The organism is Vibrio mytili (genome assembly GCF_049563345.1).
GTDB lineage: Bacteria > Pseudomonadota > Gammaproteobacteria > Enterobacterales > Vibrionaceae > Vibrio > Vibrio mytili.
Genome location: NZ_CP110481.1, coordinates 2,503,359 through 2,521,952, shown reverse-complemented (window position 1 = coordinate 2,521,952; position 18,594 = coordinate 2,503,359). Strand labels below are relative to the sequence as shown.

Sequence of the window (18,594 nt, the reverse complement as noted above, 5' to 3'; positions counted from 1 at the left end):
GTAATTACATCAACCATTTCCACCAAATAAATACCGCTAAGAAGCCGAAAAGGTAAACTAGCCCCGCCATTGATAGCCACTTCAGTTTGCGTCCTACGGCTAACGTTTTCGGCAAATCGGTTTTACTCACCAGTATGTAGTTCAACAGCGCAAAGAATGGCGTGGTCATAAAGGCCAGGATCATGGCGAAGTTCAGCATTGGCAACAATGCTGATGCCCAAAAAATGACAATGCCTAATGCCAGTGCCGAGATAACGATCATGATCGTTGACGTTGTTTTAGGATTGGTGTCTGGCTGTGAACGCAGCAAACGTTGAGCGTCTGAAACAACGCGCGAGTAACCATCAATAACGGTAATGGTACTGCCGAAAATGCAGAAGAACGCAATCACTGCAATCAGGTATCGAGACCACTCACCAATGGTTGAGGCGTATAAACCTACAAGCTGGTGGGAGAAGCCGACACCAGAACTTTGCAGTTCAACACCTGAGCCATACAACATTAATGAACCGAGCGATACAAACACAATGGCAAGCAATGCTGTACCAATGTAACCAACGTTAAAATCAAACAACGCAGAACGGGGCGTCACTTCTTGCTCACTGGCTTGACGCTTTAACCAAGCTGAAGTTAGGCATGAAATTTCGATAGGTGCAGGCATCCAGCCCATGGTGACGACAATAAAGCCAATGGCTGCAATCGACCAAGGTGAAGGTGGCTCGAAGTTCGCAACTTGCTCAACCGGGCTTCCGAATGCTATAGCGACGGCAAGTAACGTCGAGATTGTGAGTACCGACATGATCACTTTAGAGAGAGTATCTAATGCTTTGTAGTGACCTGCTAACAGGATCAACAAGCAAGTCACAATCACGATGCAACTCAACGAGGCCATGGATAAAGAAAAAGGAACGAAATAACCAAGTAAGCTGGCACTGAACATTAATAACGCAGCGGTATTAATGACGCCGGATACCGCGCTTAAAAAGAGAAATACCCACAAGTAAGACCGCCCCATTTTGGCATAGCCTTCTACGAGTGTATTGCCTGTGCCCATGGTGTACTGCACGCCTGCTCGGAAAAAAGGGTATTTGAAAAAGTTGACCAGCAGAATCAGTCCAGCAAGTTGCCAGCCATAGATAGCGCCGGCTTTTGTAGACGCCACGAGGTGAGAGCCACCGACGGCTGCTGAGGCCATAAGAATGCCAGGACCTAGCGAGCGAAAAAATAAGGAGAGTTTAGATTGGGGTGGCTTTTGTGTTGGTATTGCGGAATCCATGCTTCATTTCCTTGTTATTTTAATTGTATCCAAGAGGTCTTGGTAGGCACTGCACCGGATGATTTCAAATGAACGGCGGAAGTCATGGTGCGAGCGCGACGGTAATGTTTTAAATGATGTGTTTGAACCTGGTTAGACTTTATGTTGGCACATCCAGAGTGTGGTACTGCTGGTGTTGCAGGCTTACTTCTGCACTCTATAAATTTATCGCTTACATTGTCAAACTAATTTTACATAGCAAACTATTTTATTTTCTTTTTGCTTATTGACTTTTTAATTTCTGCCAGACTTTTGTAGTGTTGCGTTCAAATGCAATGCGTTCTGGAACCGAGGTCGTTATAATCGCGTCGATTTTATTTTGATGAGACTTCACCGATGGCAATGCTTGAATATACGCCTCCTACAGACCCTTGGATTGATATCGTTTTTGAAGATGAAGATATCCTTGCCGTGAATAAACCTTCGGGCTTGCTATCCGTACCGGGACGATTAGCGGAGCATTACGATAGCATGTGGAGCCGTTTAAAAGCGTCATACCCAGATATTCAAGTAGTACATCGTTTGGATATGTCGACTTCTGGATTGATGTTACTCGCCAAAAATAAAACGGCTGAGCGGGCACTCAAAAAGCAGTTCCAGTACCGTTTGACCCATAAAGTTTATTACGCACGAGTGTGGGGACATATTGAACAACAACAAGGTGAAATCGATCTTCCATTAATTTGTGACTGGCCTAATCGACCGAGGCAGAAGGTGTGTTTTCAAGATGGTAAACCTTCTCAAACCGTATTTCAGACAGTAAAACGAGAGGTGCACACGACGGGAGAAGAAACAACGATTGTCCGTTTGTTACCCATCACCGGGCGCTCTCATCAACTGAGAGTGCACATGCAAGCGCTAGGCTATCCGATTGTTGGCGATGAGTTTTATGCAAGTGCAGAGGCCCTCGCGTTCTCAAGCCGTTTGGAACTGCATGCTGCGGAACTGAGTTTCTATCACCCTGAATCACACGACTTAAGCCAAGTATTTGTGCCGTGTGACTTTTATCCTCAAGCCGAAACGATGATCTTTGACTATTTCACACCAGAGCGTACATTACCAGATTACAAAACACTGCCTCATCCATAGTTATCTTCGTTTTTCCTGGGCAGTGAACAAGGAGTTGTTATGTCATTGCCGAATGTTGTTTTTCTCGACCGCGCTACTATCCCTGAACACATTCAGGTGCCACGCCCTAGCTTTGAGCATCATTGGATCGAATACGATCTCACATCGCCAGAGCAAGTCGTTGAACGGCTTCTCGAAGCGGATATTGTCATCACGAATAAAGCTGTAATTGACCAACATGTGCTGGAACAGCTTCCTAAGTTGCGTATGATTGCTGTCGCGGCCACAGGGTTTAATAACGTGGATGTGGATTATTGCGCAAATCACAATATTGCGGTGGCGAATGTACAAGGGTATGCCACTCGTTCGGTTCCTGAACATGTGATTGCTATGTTATTCGCTTTACGTCGAAACCTGTTTGGTTATCATCAAGATATCGCTGCAGGTGAGTGGCAACGCAACAAGCAATTTTGTTTTTTTACGCACCCTATTGGCGACATTGGTGGTAGCACTTTAGGTATCATTGGCAGTGGCGCTTTGGGCCAAGCAACCGCGCAGCTAGCGAAGGCATTGGGTATGCAGGTATTATTTGCTGAGCGAAAAGGCGCGTCTGAGTGTCGGGAAAACTATGTGCCGTTTGACGAGGTACTCAAACGTTCTGATGCGATTACGTTACATTGTCCTTTGAACGAACATACGCGCAATGCGATTGGAGAAACTGAGTTCCAGATGATGAAAGCGACAGCGATTCTGATTAATACAGGGCGTGGTGGTTTGGTTAATGAGCAGGCAACGATTGATGCGCTAAAATCTGGCACTATTGCGGGGGCAGGGTTTGATGTCTTTACTCAAGAGCCTGCGGATGAAAGTAATCCGTTGATTGCCAATATGAATTTGCCTAACTTACTGCTCACACCGCATGTGGCGTGGGGCAGTGATTCGTCGATTCAGAACTTAGCGAATATCTTGATTGAAAATATTAACGCGTTTGAACGTGGAGAAGCGCTTAATCGGCTAGTGTAAAGCGTTAAGACAGGTCAGATAAAAAAGCAGACATTGATGTCTGCTTTTTTGTTAAGAGCGAGTTTTTATTAAAATCGAAGCGTCGAATTAAAACTCTTCTTCGTTGAGCCCTTTAAGGATCTGGAAGATTTCACGGTATGCTTTTGCAGGCTTACCAGCTTGTTTCTCTTTTGCCGCTTGGCGAGCGAGTTGACGTAGGCGTTGACGGTCTGCTTCTGGGTACATTTCCATAACGTCATCAATCGCTTTATCCCCTTCTTCAACCACACGGTCACGCAGCGCTTCCAGCTTGTGGAATACCGCAGTCAACTGAGAGTGTTTGTTACGAATCTTATCCAATGCGGCTTGGATAGGTTCTGGGTCTTCATAGCGCATCAGTTTACCGATACGTTGCAGTTGGCGACGACGCGCTTCATTTTTAAAGCGTTGCGCATCGGCAATTGCTTCTCGCAGGTCTTCACTCAATGGAAACTTTTCTAGAACGGATGGTTTTAGGCCAACAAGCTCTTCGCCCAGCTTTTGCAGCTCTTCCATGTCGCGCTTCATCTCGGATTTACTTACCCAGATGATTTCTTCTTCTGGTTCCCATGGCGCTTTTTGATTCTTACGTGCCATTTCAGTTGCCTGTGTTTTGATTAATATTATGACTATTTTAACAAGAATCGTGGGGAGAAAGCGAAATTCTTGTTATCCTATTGTGCATTGAAGACAAGATGTGAAAGACAATGGATATTAAACAGCAGGTTGCTGAGCAACGTACCGAGCTAGAACACGCCGTCGCACAAGCCTTAAAGCTGGCTTCAGCAAAGTCGGATGCCGCAGAAGTCGCAATTACTAAGAGTACTGGGCTTAGTGTTTCTACCCGAATGGGGGATGTCGAAAATGTCGAATTCAACAGTGATGGCGCGCTTGGCATCACCGTTTACCGAGGTCAATGTAAGGGCAGTGCTTCTACGTCAGACTTGAGTGAACAAGCGATTGAGCAAACCGTAAAAGCCGCGCTGGATATAGCACATTACACATCTGAAGATCCTTTCGCTGGCCCTGCTGCAAAAGAGTTCATGGTTGATAATATTCCTGATTTGGATTTATTTCACCCTGACTCTCCAGATCCTGACTACGCCGCTGAAGTCGCGATTGCGGCTGAAAAAGAAGCATTGAGCTATAACAGTGCGATCAAGCAAAGTGATGGCGCCAGTTACGATAGTCATTACGGCGTGAAAGTCTACGGTAATAGCCATGGTTTACTCGCCAGTTATGCTTCTAGCCGCCACAGTACGAGTTGTTGTGTGATTGGCGTTGGACAAAATGGTGAGATGGAGCGTGATTACAGCTACACAGTGGCGCGCCATCGTGATGATTTATGGACACCAGAGATAGTCGGACGTAAAGCTGCGGAAAACACAATTAACCGCTTGGATGCGCAGCGTCTAAAAACAGGCCATTATCCAATTATGTTTGCTGCGGATGTCGCAACCGGGTTAATTGGTCACTTAGTCATGGCGATCAGTGGGGGAAATTTATACCGTCAATCTTCCTTCCTTCTCGATCATCTGAACAAACAAATTTTACCCGAGTGGTTCAACATTTCTGAGCGTCCACATGTCTTGCGTGGTTTAGCATCTAGCCCGTTCGACAGTGAAGGTGTCTACACTCAAGATCGTGAGATTATCACCGACGGCGTGCTTGCGACTTACCTGCTGACCAGCTACGCAGCACGTAAAATGAATATGCAACCAACGGGTCATGCTGGCGGTATTCATAACTGGTACGTCAAAACGACAGGTCAGAATTTTGAGCAAATGCTGAAAGAGCTGGGTACTGGTCTATTAGTGACTGAGGTGATGGGACAAGGCGTGAACGTTGTGACTGGTGATTACTCACGCGGCGCCGCTGGTTTCTGGGTTGAAAACGGTGAAATTCAATACCCAGTGTCTGAGATCACCATTGCTGGAAACCTGAAGGATATGTTCAATAAGATCGTTGCAGTCGGCAGCGATGTAGAAACACGTTCGCAAATCCAAACCGGTTCTATCTTGCTTGATAAGATGAAGGTGGCAGGAGAGTAGATGATTAGGTCCTAGGGATAAACAAAGGTCCTAGGTTCTAGGTGAGGTTGTTGAAACTATTGTGCCAAACGGAGATGTTTGGCACTTTTGGTTTTGGGTTACCGAGCGCTGCGCTTACGGAATACAGAAAAGGTCCTAGGGAAAAGAAAGGTCCTAGATTCTAGGTGAGGTTGTCATCTGTATTCCGTAATCTGCATTTCCAAACAACAAATACCAATGTTAACAAAGATATACCGAAGCTTCGGATACCACCTCTAGGGCCTAGAACCTAGGATCCTAGCTCCTCTAATTCCTAGGCCCTCAAATCTTTTAAATCATAATCGTTGCCAGTCCAAGGAACACCGACAGACCAATCACATCGGTGACGGTGGTTAACGCCATTCCTCCCGCTAGAGCTGGGTCTATATTCATCTTTTTCAGTAGAATCGGAATAGTAACCCCTGCAATACCAGCGACCAACAAGTTGGTCATCATGGCTGCAGAAATAATACCGCCCAACATCCAGTTTCCTTTCCATGCGACAACGATACCGCCAATGATAAGCGCCCACATGATACCGTTAAGAAAACCGATTGCGGCTTCCTTCATTAACAGTTCACGTTTGTTGGAATCACCGATATGGCCGAGCGCAAGACCACGAATAACCAGTGCAACTGTTTGATTACCCGCAACGCCTCCCATCGATGGCACGATAGTCATTAAAACTGCGATGGCAGCCATTTGATCTAGCGTTGCTTCAAACATGTTAGAAACAGAAGCGGCCGCTAGGGCAGCCAGAACATTTGCGCCTAACCAAATGCTACGCTTACGTGCTGATTTAACGACAGGTGCGAAGGTATCCTCGTCGTCATCCATACCCGCCATGCTCATCATGGAGTGCTCAGCATCTTCTCGGATAACGTCGACCACGTCATCGATAGTAATACGACCCACGAGGTGCTGATTCTCATCTACGACCGGAGCTGATACCCAGTTTCGACGTTCGAATAAGCTAGCAACGTCGGAATCGCTGGTATCGACGGTGATGGCTTCATCTGCGTCTTCCATGATATCGACAATCTTCACATCTGGCTGAGTGGTGATTAGCAGAGTAATGGGCAGTTCACCAATCAGTTTACTTTCTTCATCAATAACATATAAAGCATCGGTGGCTTCTGGCAGCTCGCCTTTCATTCGTAAATAACGCAAGACAACGTCGACATCAACGTCACCACGTATGGTGATAACGTCGGTGTTCATTAGCCCACCAGCGGTATCCTCTGGGTATGATAGCGCGGTTTCGACACGTAATCGGTCAGAAGAGTCCATCTGAGAAAGAACTTCACGGGACAGGTCATCGGGCAAGCTACGCAGCACGTAAGCAACATCATCGGTGTCCATACCTTCCGTCGCTTCTGCAAGCGCTTCAGGGGCCATTTTGGACACGAGACTGTCTTTAACGTCTTCGTTGAGCTCGTCAAGAATTTCACCGTAGTCTTCTGGATCGGTAAGTTGCCAAAGCACTTCACGACTTTTACGCGGCGAGGCTTCTAAAAGGTGAGCGATATCCTCAGGTTCCATGTCCTGTAATTGACGACGAACATGAACGAAGCGACCATTTTCCAGTGCTTCTGTGACTTCTTGGAGGGCTTGGTGAGCTTGGTCGAATTCAATTTGCTCTTCCACTTTTTCCTCCTACTTCCTGATAGTTACAATGGGTTGAATAATAACTTAATTCTAGGAGCCTTTTAATAACAACTTGTGAAAGTAGGGAAAATTAATTTCAGAAAGGGGAGGGGAAAGGTCCTAGGTAAAAAGCAGGTCCTAGTTCCTAGGTGTATTACTCGAGGCTTCGGTGCTCCTTTGTTGGCATTTGTGTTTGCAGTTTGGGAATACAGATTACTGAGCACTATGGCTGAAATTCGTCTTTCTGAACAGCGACGAAGGAGAGTGATTCAGAATCTAGCCTTCGAGTATGTAGGTGTTTGCGGTGTTAGTTTCAGCAGCGCCCTAGTCGTGAGTAGATTCCTAGTCTCGCTTGAGCCCGCTGGAATGACTGAAGTTGCTGATTTTAATGAATATTAATCTGATTTTTCTGTAATCTGTAAGCGCAGCGTCCCGTATTCCTTGTTTTTCTAGGACCTAGAACCTGTGTTTTCCTAGGACCTTGTTTTCAACCTAGGACCTTGTTTTATTCCCCTTCATCAAACTTATCTTCAATAAGGTGACAAACGGCATCTAAGGCTTGCTCCGCTTGCGACCCATTAGCATGGATCGTCACGTATTCACCTTGCGCGGATTCTAACATCAATAAACCCATGACACTGTCGGCTGTAGCGGTTTTGTCTTCTTCATTGTCAATCGTAATGATCGCATCAAAACTTTGAGCCAGTTCGACAAGTTTCACCGCTGCACGAGCATGTAGGCCGAGACGATTTTGAATAAGAACTTTACGACTGACTTCCACGTTTACTCCTTGGGATTTTTTTCTAGCGATGTGTGGCGGACTTGAACTTGATGCCCTTTCGTTGCGAAGTATTCACCAATTTTTTGTGTAAGGTAGACAGAGCGGTGTTTACCACCAGTGCAACCAATGGCAACCGTCAGATAACTGCGATTGTTCTTTTCTAGCATTGGTAGCCAGGTTTCGATAAAGCTTTCGATTTGATACTTAAGGCTCAGTACCGATTGATGTTGCTCTAAAAACGCAGCAACTGGGCCATCAAGTCCTGTCATAGGACGTAGTCCTGGTTCCCAATGAGGATTTGGTAAAAAGCGCACATCAAACACATAGTCAGCATCAGAGGGTAACCCGTACTTAAAACCAAAAGATTCAAAAACCATGACCAGTTCTTTACGGTCTCTTCCTTCAACTCGCACGCGTACCGTTTCACTCAATTCATGTAGTGATTGCCCACTGCTATTGAGCAGTAAGTCTGCATGAGATTTTAGAGGACGCAAAATTTCTTTTTCTCGCTCGATTGCTTGATCAAGAGAAAGTGATTGACTACCAATAGACAAAGGGTGGATTCGACGGGTTTCACTGTAACGTTTGAGCAGCGTTTCCTTATCGGCATCTAAGAAAAGCATCGTGAGATCATGCTCGGCCTTTAGCTTTTCCAGCGTACCGGTCAACTCTTTGAGCTTTTTCGGTATATTGCGGATGTCGATACTGACCGCAACATTCTGCTTGCTATCAGCGACGGACTGGACAAAGGCATCAAGAAGATTAACCGGTAGATTATCCACACAGTAGTAACCTAAATCTTCTAGTACACGCAGTGCCACGCTCTTGCCTGCACCAGAATGCCCGCTAACAACGATTAATCGCATGGTTAAATATCCCGCTTACTGATGAATCATAATGTTGTAGAGCTCTTCATCGCTTTGAGCGTTACGGAGCAACTTCAGTACCTGTTTGTCGCTCAAGCGTTCCGCCATCGATGACAGAGTTTTTAGGTGCTCTTTGCATTGCTCTTCTGGAACTAATAGGGCAAATAGAAGGTCAACCGGTCGATTGTCAATCGCATCAAATTCAATGGCTTCATCACATTGAAGAAGCACTGCGATAGCCTTATCACTCGATTGCATTCTTGCGTGCGGGATAGCAATACCGTTTCCGATGCCGGTACTGCCCATTTTCTCTCTGTTGAGCATACACTCAAACAGTTCTGTAGAATCTTGGCCCGTTTGCTCAGCGACGATGTGGCTGATCATTTCTAGGGCTCGTTTTTTACTCGTACAGTGGACTGCACTTCTCGTGCAGTCCAATGACAGTATTTCGCTCAGTTGCATGATTAATGACTGTTTAGTTTTTCTTTATGCTTATTAAGTTGGCGAACAAGTTTATCCACCAGCGAATCAATTGCGGCGTACATGTTCTCATCATCTGCTGACGCATGAATTTCGCCTTGGTTTACGTGGAGCGTAGCTTCCGCGATTTGAGTGACTTTTTCAACTTTTAGTACAACATGCACTTGATTTATGTGTTCAAAAAAACGGTCTAACTTCTGAAATTTCGTTTGAACGTAGTCTTGCATTGAATCGGTAAGATCAACGTGATGGCCTTGAATATTGATTTGCATAGACTTTCCTTTTCAGTTGGTGCCTAAAGTAGGCGTTTACGCTGACTTGAAGGGGAGATACCCAAGGATTCTCGATATTTAGCTATCGTACGTCTCGCCACTTGAATCCCTTGATCAGCCAGAAGAGCAGCAATCTTACTATCACTCAGTGGTTTAGCAGTATTCTCTGCCGCGACCAACTTTTTAATCAGTGCTCGGATTGCCGTAGACGAACATTCTCCGCCATTGTCAGTACTTACATGACTGGAGAAGAAGTATTTCAGTTCAAAAATGCCTCTTGGCGTATGCATAAACTTTTGTGTTGTGACACGAGAAATGGTTGATTCATGCATGTCTACCGCCAGAGCCACATCATTTAGTACCATTGGCTTCATTGCTTCTTCACCATACTCGAAGAAATCTTGCTGGTGTTCAACAATACATCGTGCAACTTTGAGTAGGGTCTCGTTTCTGCTCTCCAAGCTCTTAATTAACCATTTTGCCTCTTGCAAATTACTACGAATATACTGGCTATCTGCGCTGTTGCCTTTACCGAGCTGAGCATATTGTTGATTTACTTTTAATTTTGGGATGCTATCCGGATTAATCGAAACCGTCCATTTGCCATTATCTTTGAACACTGAGACATCTGGAATTACGTATTCGGTGTCATCAGGAGTGATACGGCTACCCGGGCGAGGGTCGAGTTGTTGAATGAGCTTCAATACCTCTCGAAGTTCCGTTTCTTTTAACTTGGTCTCTTTAATGACCAATTTGTAATCGCGGTTACCCAAGTGATCAATGTGATCTTGCAATATGGTTTTGGCTTCTTCTAACCACGGCGTTTCGTCGGGAAAAGTCGACAGCTGAAGCAATAAGCAGTCTTGCAGGTTGCGAGAGGCAACACCAAGAGGATCGAATTGTTGAATACGCTTACGAACCGCTTCGACTTCGTCTAATTCGATGTCTTCGTTGTCAAAGCTTTCGTGGATATCTTCTGGCGAGAGGGTTAAGTAACCGTAGTCATCGATGGCATCAATGATCGCAAGTGCGATAGTTCGGTCGGTTTCACTGAACGGCGTGAGATCCAGTTGCCACATAAGGTAATCATGCAGTGACTCGGTGGTTTCTCCTTGATAAACCGGCATGTCGTCATCAAGTGCTAACCCAGTGCTGCCGGTATTTGCACTATAAACATCGTCCCATGTGGTATCGATTTCGAGTTCGGAGCTGATTTCCGATTTTTCAATCACGTCAGAGCTGTCTGGTACGTCAATGTCAGTAGGTTCGTTGTCACTGTTGTTAGCGTCGGGCGCGAGCTCCGACTTATCTTCACCATTGGCTAACGGCTCTTCTTGTCCTTCTTCGACTTCAAGAAGCGGGTTTGAGTCTAATGCTTCTTGAATTTCTTGTTGAAGATCGAGAGTCGACAACTGCAGCAAACGAATCGCCTGTTGCAGCTGCGGCGTCATGGCTAACTGTTGGCCTAACTTAAGTTGTAATGAAGGTTTCATTCAGTGTTACTTACCTTGTAATGCTCAGAATCTTACCGTTCCTAATATAATCATAGACGGAATTGTTCGCCGAGATAAACTTGTTTCACCTGGTCATTGTTGAGAACTTGTTCCGGTGTTCCCGATGCAATAAGGTGTCCTTGGCTTACGATATAGGCTTTTTCACATACGTCCAGTGTTTCTCGTACGTTATGGTCTGTAATCAACACGCCTAGACCACGATCCCGCAAGTGCTCAATGATTTTTTTGATGTCATTGACTGAAATTGGGTCAACACCCGCGAACGGCTCATCCAATAAAATAAATTGTGGGTTTGCAGCGAGCGCGCGCGCAATTTCTACCCGACGTCGCTCACCACCTGATAAAGCCATACCAGCACTGGTGCGAATGTGCTGTATATGAAACTCCTCTAGCAAATCTTCCAGTTTGTCTTGGCGTTCTTCACGTGTCATTTCTTGGCGAGTCTGCAGAACCGCCATGATGTTGTCTTCTACTGAGAGCTTACGAAAAATCGATGCCTCTTGAGGAAGATAACCAATGCCCAGACGAGAGCGACTGTGCATTGGTAATATACTGATGTCTTTGTTGTCAATAGTAATTGTGCCTTCATCGCGAGGCACTAAGCCCACGATCATGTAAAACGACGTGGTTTTTCCTGCACCGTTAGGGCCGAGTAGCCCAACGATTTGTCCAGATTCAACTTCTAAGCTTACATCCGTGACAACTTTACGTTTTTTATAGCTTTTCGCTAAGTTTTTTGCACTTAGGACTGCCATTTTAGTCCTCTAATTGGTTGGGTTGCAAAATGGTGGTGACTCGCTCGTTCTTCGAACTATCTGCCACGAGTTTCTGCTGACCAATTTGGTAGCGAATCGACGAGCCTTTAATGGTGTTTCCATCTTGCGCGAGTTGCGCGTGACCCTTCATCGTGAGTTCGTCGCTAGAAATTCGGTAGTCGAGTTCGTCCGCTTGACCGCTTAGTGTTTTACCATCGTCCATCAACTGTGAGAACGTCGCGGGTTGGCCAAATGCTTGGATCTGGCGGATGGTTTCCGTTTTGGGATCGCGAGTGACTACGATTTTACTCGCATCAATATTGATGCTGCCTTGCTTAAGTGATACATCACCTTGAAAAATAACCTGGTTACTTTTCATATCTACCTGTTGTGTATCTGAATTGATGTAAACAGGCTGTTGGGTATCCGATTTAAGTGCCAGCGCATGAGGTGCAGCCAGCACCAGTGCAAAAAGGCTAAGGTGTAACGATTTCATATCGGCCTTGAACGTTATCAGTCAGAGTCGCAGTGTGTTGCTTTAAATTGCCTTCCATTGCGCCTCCGGTAGTTTCAAATTGTGGCCCAACCAACATTACTTGCTGATTGGCTGTAAAATCACGGTTGGTTAGATTAATGACCAATTTGTCGGTAGCCATGGTATCAAAGCTTGCGTCAGGTAACAGGTTTTGCATTAGGACCTTGTCATACAACGTCAGTATTTGATCTTCATCTAACACAGCTCTTGTCGCTGTTATTTTCCATTCTACGGTTTTACCTTCACGATAAACCATAAGTGTGGGAGCATTAAATATGGTTTCTCCACTTTTAGCATAATAATCTAAGTTGGTGGAGCGGATGATGTAACTGCGAACACCATCTTCACCATAGGTAATGTTTTCTAACCCAGTCCCACTGAACATCGGTAGTTCAGTATCTGGCGCTACTTGAACGGTATCGTCATTTCTTGGTGTGATTAGATAGTAGCCACACCATGCAACGATGAAGATCAATAGCAAATTAATAAGGCGAGTAAAACTCATATCATAAATGCCTATTGTTTAGCTCAGTACTTTTCTGACTATTGCCTTAATCTGCGTCGTTAAACGATTCAATGTGCCGCTGATATTACATCACGCCAGCTTTTAATAAGTCATGCATGTTCAATGCACCAACAATCGTATCGTCTTTACACAAAATCAGAGCATTGATGTTTTTATTCTGCATCAAGTTCAGACCTTCCACTGCAAGCATATCTGGATGTGCTGTGGTTGGGTTTTTCGTCATGACTTCTTTAATCGCAGTCGTATGAATGTCAATGCGTTTATCAAGTGCTCGGCGTAAGTCTCCGTCGGTGAATATACCAAGCATAGCATCGTGTTCATCTACTACAGCGGTCATGCCCAAGCCTTTTTCAGAAATTTCCAACAGTGCATCGCGAATCAGTGCGTCTGGCGATACTTTTGGCAATGCATGACCAAAGTGCATTATATCAGACAACTTAAGCAGCAATTTTCTTCCTAAAGCGCCGCCAGGGTGGGAAAGTGCAAAGTCTTCTGCTGAGAACCCACGCGCTTGGAGCAGAGATACCGCGAGTGCATCACCCATAACCAAGGTTGCCGTTGTGCTACTGGTAGGAGCTAACCCAAGCGGACAAGCTTCTTGCGGCACGGTAATTTGTAAGTGTATATCCGACAGTTTTGCCATGTTTGAGTCGGGCTTCCCTGTCATGCTGATGATCTTGATGTTCAATCGCTTCAATACTGGAAACAGAGATAAAATCTCATGTGATTCACCAGAGTTCGAAATCGCAATCACAATATCACCATCACTGATCATTCCGAGATCGCCATGGGCTGCCTCTCCAGGATGAACAAAAAACGCGGAAGTGCCCGTACTTGCGAGTGTGGCAGCAATTTTATTGCCAATATGACCTGATTTGCCCATGCCCATCACAACGACTTTTCCGTTGTTGGCTAGGATCAATTCGCAAGCTTGCTCGAACTCATCATTGAAATAAGTATCTAACCCTTGCAGGGCAGCAACTTCTATATCAAGAACTTGTTTAGCTGCAGCGCGGAAATCAAATTGACGAGACATAATCGTGCTCCAATTTATTTTTTTGTTATTGATATTAGGCTTTATTAAGCCGCCATATTAGTGAATAAGTACACTTGATAGGCCAAAAAGCACATAAACAGCACTGCACCTTCAATTCTGTTGATACTGCGGGACTTGCCAAGGCACATTACGACGAGCAATAACGACACGCCTAACATCACCCAAAAGTCACGTCCCATCGCGTGTTCACTCAGCATTGATGGATTGATAATGCCAGGAATCCCCATCACGGCTAGGATGTTGAACACATTCGAGCCGATAATATTACCGACGGCCATGTCATCTTCGCCTTTTAAAACCCCAGCAAGAGAGGCGGCAAGTTCAGGTAAGCTGGTACCGATCGCAATGATGGTTAAGCCGATCACCAGATCGCTCATCCCGAAAAACTTGGCAATGATTACGGCATTATCTACCAGCATATTGGCGGCTAAAGGAAGTAGGACCAAACCCAATACGACCCACATCGCGGCTTTTGAGTTGCTTACGCCTTCAGGAATTTCAGATTCCTGCTCATTAAGGAAATTGTCCCCAGACTGTTGCTCTTTACGGCTAATATGCAACATTGCAAACAAAAACAAGCCAAACAGAACAAACAATAAAATGCCTTCATAAAAGCCTAAATGATTGTTCCATAATAGAGCGCCTGCCAATAACGTAACAGCGATCATCAAAGGGAGCTCACGACGAATGACCCCCGAGTTAATAGAGAGCGGTTTTATTAACGCTGTAATGCCTAAAATGAGTGCGATGTTAGCGATATTTGACCCTAAAACATTACCGACTGCGGTATCGGTTTTTCCATCCAATGCTGCGGTCGCTGACACCATCATTTCAGGCGCAGACGAACCCATAGCTAGAATCGTCATGCCGATCACAAGAGGAGAAATGCCGACGTTCCGGGCGATTGCTGCTGAGCCGAAAACCAGTTTATCGGCACTCCAAACGAGTAAGACAAGACCAACGATGAGCAGCGCTACGGCTTCGAGCATGATAAATCCCACATAGTAGATAAGTAAAATGAGTAACCGCTAATTTTGACCTGTTGTTGCTGAAAATGGAAGATAAACAACAAATAAATTAATGGCTAGTAACGAATTTGAGCAGACTAATGTCAGTTTAATTGTGGGGGACTATCGATGGTGTTTTTAAGTCCCGTTTAGTCTCAGTAGGGAGTTTGTGCACAATCTTTGGTTTCATAAAATCGAACAGTGCTTTAAATTGAATGCTAATGTGCTTATGATTGCAGCCTAATTATTGTACCGACGTCGGTTTTAGGATTCTTAATAAAGTCATCAAGAATACCAACTAGTGTAAGTTGGCTGGACGACCCTATGAGCGTTAGTGCTACATAAAGTAGAAGAGATGATATGTCGAACAACGATTTAGTCACCGTGAAAAACCTCACTTTTTGGCGTGGAGAGCGTAAGATCTTTGATGGTATTGATCTACAAGTTCCTGAAGGTAAAGTGACGGCTATTATGGGACCATCGGGAATTGGGAAAACCACACTGTTGCGCCTGATTGGCGGACAGTTGTATCCCGAAAAAGGAGAAATTTGGTTTGATGGTGATAACATACCATCACTTTCACGTAAGAAACTGTATCATGCTCGCAAGAAAATGAGCATGTTGTTTCAATCTGGTGCGTTATTCACGGATTTGAATGTCTTTGATAATGTTGCTTTTCCACTGCGTGAACACACTCAGCTTTCAGAAGACATTATTCGTACCATGGTACTCCTTAAGCTGGAGGCAGTTGGCTTGCGTGGCGCAGCGCAACTGATGCCGAGCGAGTTGTCAGGTGGTATGGCACGTCGAGCTGCTTTGGCCCGTGCTATCGCTCTTGACCCTGATCTGATCATGTATGATGAGCCTTTTGTTGGACAAGACCCGATCACGATGGGAGTGTTAGTAAAGCTGATCAGCAGTTTGAATAAAGCACTGGGCCTAACGTCTGTCGTGGTGTCACACGACGTTCCTGAAGTCATGAGTATTGCTGATTGGGTATACTTACTTGCCGATGGTAAAATTATTGCCTTTGGCACACCGGAAGAGCTGGAGCAAAATACGGATCCTAGGGTACAGCAATTTCTTCAAGGAACCGCAGATGGACCCGTTCCATTCCGTTTCCCTTCTCAAAGTATCGAAAAGGATTTATTTGATGGTCGATAGCTTTATTCAGTTTGTCGCCTCGCTGGGCAGGCGCACATTATCCATTTGTGAAGCTTTTGGCCGGGCGACGTTCATGCTGATGGGGGCGATATTCAGCAAACCCGAACCCGTTAAAGGTTTTCCGCTGTTAATTAAACAGCTCTATTCGGTTGGCGTTCAATCTTTAGCGATCATCATTGTGTCCGGTTTGTTTATCGGCATGGTGTTGAGCCTACAAGGTTATGTTGTTCTGATAGATTATGGAGCAGAAGGCAGTCTTGGTCAGATGGTTGCGCTCTCTCTACTTAGAGAGTTAGGTCCTGTGGTAACTGCGTTGTTGTTCGCTGGTCGAGCAGGGTCAGCACTGACGGCTGAAATCGGCTTAATGAAAGCAACGGAACAAATTTCAAGCTTGGAAATGATGGCTGTGGATCCGCTGAAGCGTGTTATTGCGCCACGTTTTTGGGCCGGGGCGATTTCAATGCCGTTATTGGCGATGATCTTTATGGCAGTCGGGATCTGGGGCGCTCAGATTGTCGGTGTCGACTGGAAAGGCGTTGATCACGGGAGTTTCTGGTCGGCGATGCAGTCTTCGGTCGAACTTGGTAGAGACATCGGTAATAGTATGATCAAATGTTTTGTCTTTGCTATTACGGTGACTTGGGTCGCTCTCTTTAACGGTTATGATGCTATTCCTACTTCGGAAGGCATTAGCCGAGCCACTACGCGCACTGTTGTGCATTCTTCTTTAGCAGTACTAGGCTTAGACTTTGTACTGACCGCATTGATGTTTGGGAATTAATCATGCAACAAACACGTAAAACTGAATTATGGGTTGGCAGCTTTGTATTAGCAGGAATTTGCGCGATTCTTGTGATGATTTTTCAAGTTGCTGACGTAAAAAGTATGGGTTCTGGGGATACTTATACCCTAAAAGCAGAGTTCGATAATATTGGTAGTCTAAAAGTGCGCTCACCAGTCAAGGTGGGTGGTGTGGTAATTGGTCGTGTTAGCGACATTAGCCTTAACCCAGATAACTTATTACCGGTTGTCAGCTTATCGATTAACAGCCAGTACAATCAGTTCCCAGAAACGTCCAGCGTACAGATTCTGACATCGGGTTTGATTGGTGAACAGTATGTCGGCTTAGTACCAGGGTTTGTTTTTGACGACGAAGTGATGTTAACCGACGGTGATATGATTGAAGACACCAAGTCAGCCTTAGTACTCGAAAACCTAATCGGTCAAGTACTGTATAGCGTTGGCGGTGGTTCAGACGACTCAAGTAAGGAATAAAAATGCTAGCAAGATTATTACTTTCGATTTGCGCCGTATTGACTGCCTTTGGTGTCAATGCATCAGAGGTTGATAAAACTCAGCCTTATCAGATGATGAAGCAAGTTGCCGAAACTACATTTGAGCGCTTGAAATCAGAACAGTCTGAAATCAAAAAGAATCCTAATATGCTAAAAGGCATTGTTGAAGAAGAACTGATGCCTTATGTCAATGAACGTTATGCAGGGTTGAAGCTGCTAGGACCAAACCTTAAAGGTGCTAAGCGTGAGGATGTGTTGGAGTTTATTGATGCGTTTCGTGCCTATTTAGTGGCATCTTACGCACAGGTATTGACTCAATACAGTGACCAGCAGATAGAGTTTGGCCCAGAGCCACAAATCTCTGATTCAAATCGCATTACCAGCATCAGAGTTGAAATTGTTGACGCGCCACGACCGAATATCAAGCTTGAATTTAAGCTTCGCAAGGATAACAAAACGGGCGAATGGGAAGCGTTTGATATGGTCGCTGAAGGCATTAGCTTACTATCGAGCAAACAGTCTGAGTGGAGCGCGAAAATTCGCCAAGATGGTATTTTGTCTGTTGCCAAGGATCTTGAGAAACTGGCCGCTGAACCGATTCGCTTTGAGGCGAAAAACTGATGGCGCAGTCTCATGCTCAGTGGCAATTAAACGACACAAAGCTCGAACTGACAGGCCCCTTAGACCGAGACTCTGTGCCTTCATTATGGACATATGCACAGCGTTGGAAGCCTTCTCAATCAGAGCTTGAATGTTCACTAGAAGGGATAGAACGCATTGACTCTGCAGGAATGGTGATGTTAATTCACTTAATAGAGCATGCAAAAAAACAAAACTGTCATATAATGCTCAGTTTCGTGCCAGCACAACTGCGCACTTTGTTTCAACTGAGCAACGTTGAATCTTTAGTGGCAAAACACATACAGAATAATCAGGGGTAATTTGTGGATAGCGCAAAAGTACAACAGTTATTAGAAGAAGCACTAAACCTTGAAGAAGTGCATGTTAAAGGTGAAGGTAGCCATTACGAAGTGGTGGCTGTTGATGCTTGCTTTGATGGAATGAGCCGCGTTAAGAAGCAGCAGTTAATTTATGCTCCTCTGATGGAGTACATCCAGCGTAATGACATTCATGCGTTATCAATTAAAGCGTTCACCCCTGCTGAGTGGGCTCGCGATAAGAAATTAATGTCACTTTAAGGT

Annotated in this window: 22 protein-coding genes; 9 read left to right on the top strand and 13 right to left on the bottom strand. The window is 45.1% G+C overall.

Annotated elements, in window-relative coordinates; translation table 11 throughout:
• Window positions 1-4: 4 nt before the first annotated feature.
• Window positions 5-1,276, bottom strand: a complete 1,272-nt coding sequence (locus tag ONE56_RS11640) for a divalent metal cation transporter (protein ID WP_331438901.1) — start codon at window positions 1,274-1,276, stop codon at window positions 5-7.
• Window positions 1,277-1,651: 375 nt separating this feature from the next.
• Between ONE56_RS11640 and rluA the strand changes: the two genes are divergently transcribed.
• Window positions 1,652-2,404, top strand: coding sequence for a bifunctional tRNA pseudouridine(32) synthase/23S rRNA pseudouridine(746) synthase RluA (gene rluA / locus ONE56_RS11635; RefSeq protein ID WP_331438900.1), 753 nt, complete (start codon window positions 1,652-1,654; stop codon window positions 2,402-2,404).
• A 39-nt stretch (window positions 2,405-2,443) separates the two neighbouring features.
• Window positions 2,444-3,406 (top strand): D-2-hydroxyacid dehydrogenase, encoded by a 963-nt coding sequence (locus ONE56_RS11630; protein WP_331438899.1) that lies wholly within the window; start codon window positions 2,444-2,446, stop codon window positions 3,404-3,406.
• Between the two features lie 87 nt (window positions 3,407-3,493).
• Here the strand turns inward: ONE56_RS11630 and yjgA are convergent, their stop codons facing one another.
• A complete protein-coding gene (yjgA, locus tag ONE56_RS11625; protein WP_041156697.1) occupies window positions 3,494-4,021 on the bottom strand; it encodes a ribosome biogenesis factor YjgA in 528 nt (175 codons plus the stop codon).
• 110 nt (window positions 4,022-4,131) lie between these two features.
• Here yjgA and pmbA point away from each other — a divergent pair, with 110 nt between their 5' ends.
• The gene (pmbA, locus tag ONE56_RS11620; protein ID WP_423839899.1) at window positions 4,132-5,475 is read left to right on the top strand and encodes a metalloprotease PmbA; all 1,344 of its coding nucleotides are present in this window, start codon (window positions 4,132-4,134) and stop codon (window positions 5,473-5,475) included.
• A 309-nt stretch (window positions 5,476-5,784) separates the two neighbouring features.
• Here the strand turns inward: pmbA and mgtE are convergent, their stop codons facing one another.
• The 11 genes from mgtE to ONE56_RS11565 form a co-directional block, all read right to left on the bottom strand.
• On the bottom strand, window positions 5,785-7,140 hold the full coding sequence (gene mgtE, locus ONE56_RS11615; protein ID WP_331438898.1) for a magnesium transporter: 1,356 nt from the start codon (window positions 7,138-7,140) through the stop codon (window positions 5,785-5,787).
• 505 nt (window positions 7,141-7,645) lie between these two features.
• Entirely contained in the window at window positions 7,646-7,921 is a 276-nt protein-coding gene (locus ONE56_RS11610; RefSeq protein ID WP_041156684.1) for an HPr family phosphocarrier protein, read from the bottom strand.
• A gap of 2 nt (window positions 7,922-7,923) precedes the next feature.
• Complete coding sequence (gene rapZ, locus ONE56_RS11605; protein WP_331438897.1) at window positions 7,924-8,787, bottom strand: RNase adapter RapZ; 864 nt, start codon at window positions 8,785-8,787, stop codon at window positions 7,924-7,926.
• Between the two features lie 15 nt (window positions 8,788-8,802).
• Entirely contained in the window at window positions 8,803-9,249 is a 447-nt protein-coding gene (ptsN, locus tag ONE56_RS11600) for a PTS IIA-like nitrogen regulatory protein PtsN (protein WP_041156682.1), read from the bottom strand.
• Between the two features lie 2 nt (window positions 9,250-9,251).
• Window positions 9,252-9,539, bottom strand: a complete 288-nt coding sequence (hpf, locus tag ONE56_RS11595) for a ribosome hibernation promoting factor (RefSeq protein WP_331438896.1) — start codon at window positions 9,537-9,539, stop codon at window positions 9,252-9,254.
• Window positions 9,540-9,562: 23 nt separating this feature from the next.
• Window positions 9,563-11,032, bottom strand: coding sequence for an RNA polymerase factor sigma-54 (locus tag ONE56_RS11590; protein ID WP_331438895.1), 1,470 nt, complete (start codon window positions 11,030-11,032; stop codon window positions 9,563-9,565).
• Window positions 11,033-11,082: 50 nt separating this feature from the next.
• Window positions 11,083-11,808: an LPS export ABC transporter ATP-binding protein gene (gene lptB / locus ONE56_RS11585; protein WP_041156680.1), complete on the bottom strand. Its 726-nt coding sequence runs from the start codon at window positions 11,806-11,808 to the stop codon at window positions 11,083-11,085.
• Window position 11,809: 1 nt separating this feature from the next.
• Complete coding sequence (gene lptA / locus ONE56_RS11580; protein WP_041156679.1) at window positions 11,810-12,304, bottom strand: lipopolysaccharide transport periplasmic protein LptA; 495 nt, start codon at window positions 12,302-12,304, stop codon at window positions 11,810-11,812.
• Window positions 12,285-12,848, bottom strand: coding sequence for an LPS export ABC transporter periplasmic protein LptC (gene lptC / locus ONE56_RS11575; RefSeq protein WP_041156678.1), 564 nt, complete (start codon window positions 12,846-12,848; stop codon window positions 12,285-12,287). The genes lptA and lptC overlap by 20 nt, the downstream gene beginning before the upstream one ends.
• Before the next feature lie 85 nt (window positions 12,849-12,933).
• On the bottom strand, window positions 12,934-13,905 hold the full coding sequence (kdsD, locus tag ONE56_RS11570; protein WP_041156677.1) for an arabinose-5-phosphate isomerase KdsD: 972 nt from the start codon (window positions 13,903-13,905) through the stop codon (window positions 12,934-12,936).
• Window positions 13,906-13,949: 44 nt separating this feature from the next.
• Entirely contained in the window at window positions 13,950-14,915 is a 966-nt protein-coding gene (locus ONE56_RS11565; RefSeq protein ID WP_423839898.1) for a calcium/sodium antiporter, read from the bottom strand.
• Window positions 14,916-15,293: 378 nt separating this feature from the next.
• On the opposite strand from ONE56_RS11565, the gene mlaF reads away from it, so the two are divergent.
• Genes mlaF through ibaG form a run of 6 tightly spaced genes read left to right on the top strand, consistent with a single transcriptional unit; the run spans window position 15,294 to window position 18,591 of the window.
• Window positions 15,294-16,097, top strand: coding sequence for a phospholipid ABC transporter ATP-binding protein MlaF (mlaF, locus tag ONE56_RS11560; RefSeq protein WP_423839897.1), 804 nt, complete (start codon window positions 15,294-15,296; stop codon window positions 16,095-16,097).
• Window positions 16,087-16,878, top strand: coding sequence for a lipid asymmetry maintenance ABC transporter permease subunit MlaE (mlaE, locus tag ONE56_RS11555; RefSeq protein WP_041156675.1), 792 nt, complete (start codon window positions 16,087-16,089; stop codon window positions 16,876-16,878). The genes mlaF and mlaE overlap by 11 nt, the downstream gene beginning before the upstream one ends.
• A gap of 2 nt (window positions 16,879-16,880) precedes the next feature.
• Window positions 16,881-17,372: an outer membrane lipid asymmetry maintenance protein MlaD gene (gene mlaD / locus ONE56_RS11550; protein WP_041156674.1), complete on the top strand. Its 492-nt coding sequence runs from the start codon at window positions 16,881-16,883 to the stop codon at window positions 17,370-17,372.
• A 2-nt stretch (window positions 17,373-17,374) separates the two neighbouring features.
• Window positions 17,375-18,013: a phospholipid-binding protein MlaC gene (gene mlaC / locus ONE56_RS11545; RefSeq protein ID WP_041156673.1), complete on the top strand. Its 639-nt coding sequence runs from the start codon at window positions 17,375-17,377 to the stop codon at window positions 18,011-18,013.
• Window positions 18,013-18,333: an STAS domain-containing protein gene (locus ONE56_RS11540; protein WP_041156672.1), complete on the top strand. Its 321-nt coding sequence runs from the start codon at window positions 18,013-18,015 to the stop codon at window positions 18,331-18,333. Before mlaC ends, ONE56_RS11540 begins: the two co-directional genes overlap by 1 nt.
• 3 nt (window positions 18,334-18,336) lie before the next feature.
• Window positions 18,337-18,591, top strand: a complete 255-nt coding sequence (gene ibaG, locus ONE56_RS11535) for a BolA family iron metabolism protein IbaG (RefSeq protein ID WP_041156671.1) — start codon at window positions 18,337-18,339, stop codon at window positions 18,589-18,591.
• Window positions 18,592-18,594: the final 3 nt, after the last annotated feature.

What these genes read in the sequence shown, in the direction of transcription:
- ONE56_RS11640 (WP_331438901.1), bottom strand. Translation starts at nt 1,276, where the DNA reads ATGGATTCCGCAATACCAACACAAAAGCCACCCCAATCTAAACTCTCC.
- rluA (WP_331438900.1), top strand. Translation starts at nt 1,652, where the DNA reads ATGGCAATGCTTGAATATACGCCTCCTACAGACCCTTGGATTGATATC.
- ONE56_RS11630 (WP_331438899.1), top strand. Translation starts at nt 2,444, where the DNA reads ATGTCATTGCCGAATGTTGTTTTTCTCGACCGCGCTACTATCCCTGAA.
- yjgA (WP_041156697.1), bottom strand. Translation starts at nt 4,021, where the DNA reads ATGGCACGTAAGAATCAAAAAGCGCCATGGGAACCAGAAGAAGAAATC.
- pmbA (WP_423839899.1), top strand. Translation starts at nt 4,132, where the DNA reads ATGGATATTAAACAGCAGGTTGCTGAGCAACGTACCGAGCTAGAACAC.
- rapZ (WP_331438897.1), bottom strand. Translation starts at nt 8,787, where the DNA reads ATGCGATTAATCGTTGTTAGCGGGCATTCTGGTGCAGGCAAGAGCGTG.
- ptsN (WP_041156682.1), bottom strand. Translation starts at nt 9,249, where the DNA reads ATGCAACTGAGCGAAATACTGTCATTGGACTGCACGAGAAGTGCAGTC.
- hpf (WP_331438896.1), bottom strand. Translation starts at nt 9,539, where the DNA reads ATGCAAATCAATATTCAAGGCCATCACGTTGATCTTACCGATTCAATG.
- ONE56_RS11590 (WP_331438895.1), bottom strand. Translation starts at nt 11,032, where the DNA reads ATGAAACCTTCATTACAACTTAAGTTAGGCCAACAGTTAGCCATGACG.
- lptB (WP_041156680.1), bottom strand. Translation starts at nt 11,808, where the DNA reads ATGGCAGTCCTAAGTGCAAAAAACTTAGCGAAAAGCTATAAAAAACGT.
- lptA (WP_041156679.1), bottom strand. Translation starts at nt 12,304, where the DNA reads ATGAAATCGTTACACCTTAGCCTTTTTGCACTGGTGCTGGCTGCACCT.
- lptC (WP_041156678.1), bottom strand. Translation starts at nt 12,848, where the DNA reads ATGAGTTTTACTCGCCTTATTAATTTGCTATTGATCTTCATCGTTGCA.
- kdsD (WP_041156677.1), bottom strand. Translation starts at nt 13,905, where the DNA reads ATGTCTCGTCAATTTGATTTCCGCGCTGCAGCTAAACAAGTTCTTGAT.
- ONE56_RS11565 (WP_423839898.1), bottom strand. Translation starts at nt 14,915, where the DNA reads ATGCTCGAAGCCGTAGCGCTGCTCATCGTTGGTCTTGTCTTACTCGTT.
- mlaF (WP_423839897.1), top strand. Translation starts at nt 15,294, where the DNA reads ATGTCGAACAACGATTTAGTCACCGTGAAAAACCTCACTTTTTGGCGT.
- mlaE (WP_041156675.1), top strand. Translation starts at nt 16,087, where the DNA reads ATGGTCGATAGCTTTATTCAGTTTGTCGCCTCGCTGGGCAGGCGCACA.
- mlaD (WP_041156674.1), top strand. Translation starts at nt 16,881, where the DNA reads ATGCAACAAACACGTAAAACTGAATTATGGGTTGGCAGCTTTGTATTA.
- mlaC (WP_041156673.1), top strand. Translation starts at nt 17,375, where the DNA reads ATGCTAGCAAGATTATTACTTTCGATTTGCGCCGTATTGACTGCCTTT.
- ONE56_RS11540 (WP_041156672.1), top strand. Translation starts at nt 18,013, where the DNA reads ATGGCGCAGTCTCATGCTCAGTGGCAATTAAACGACACAAAGCTCGAA.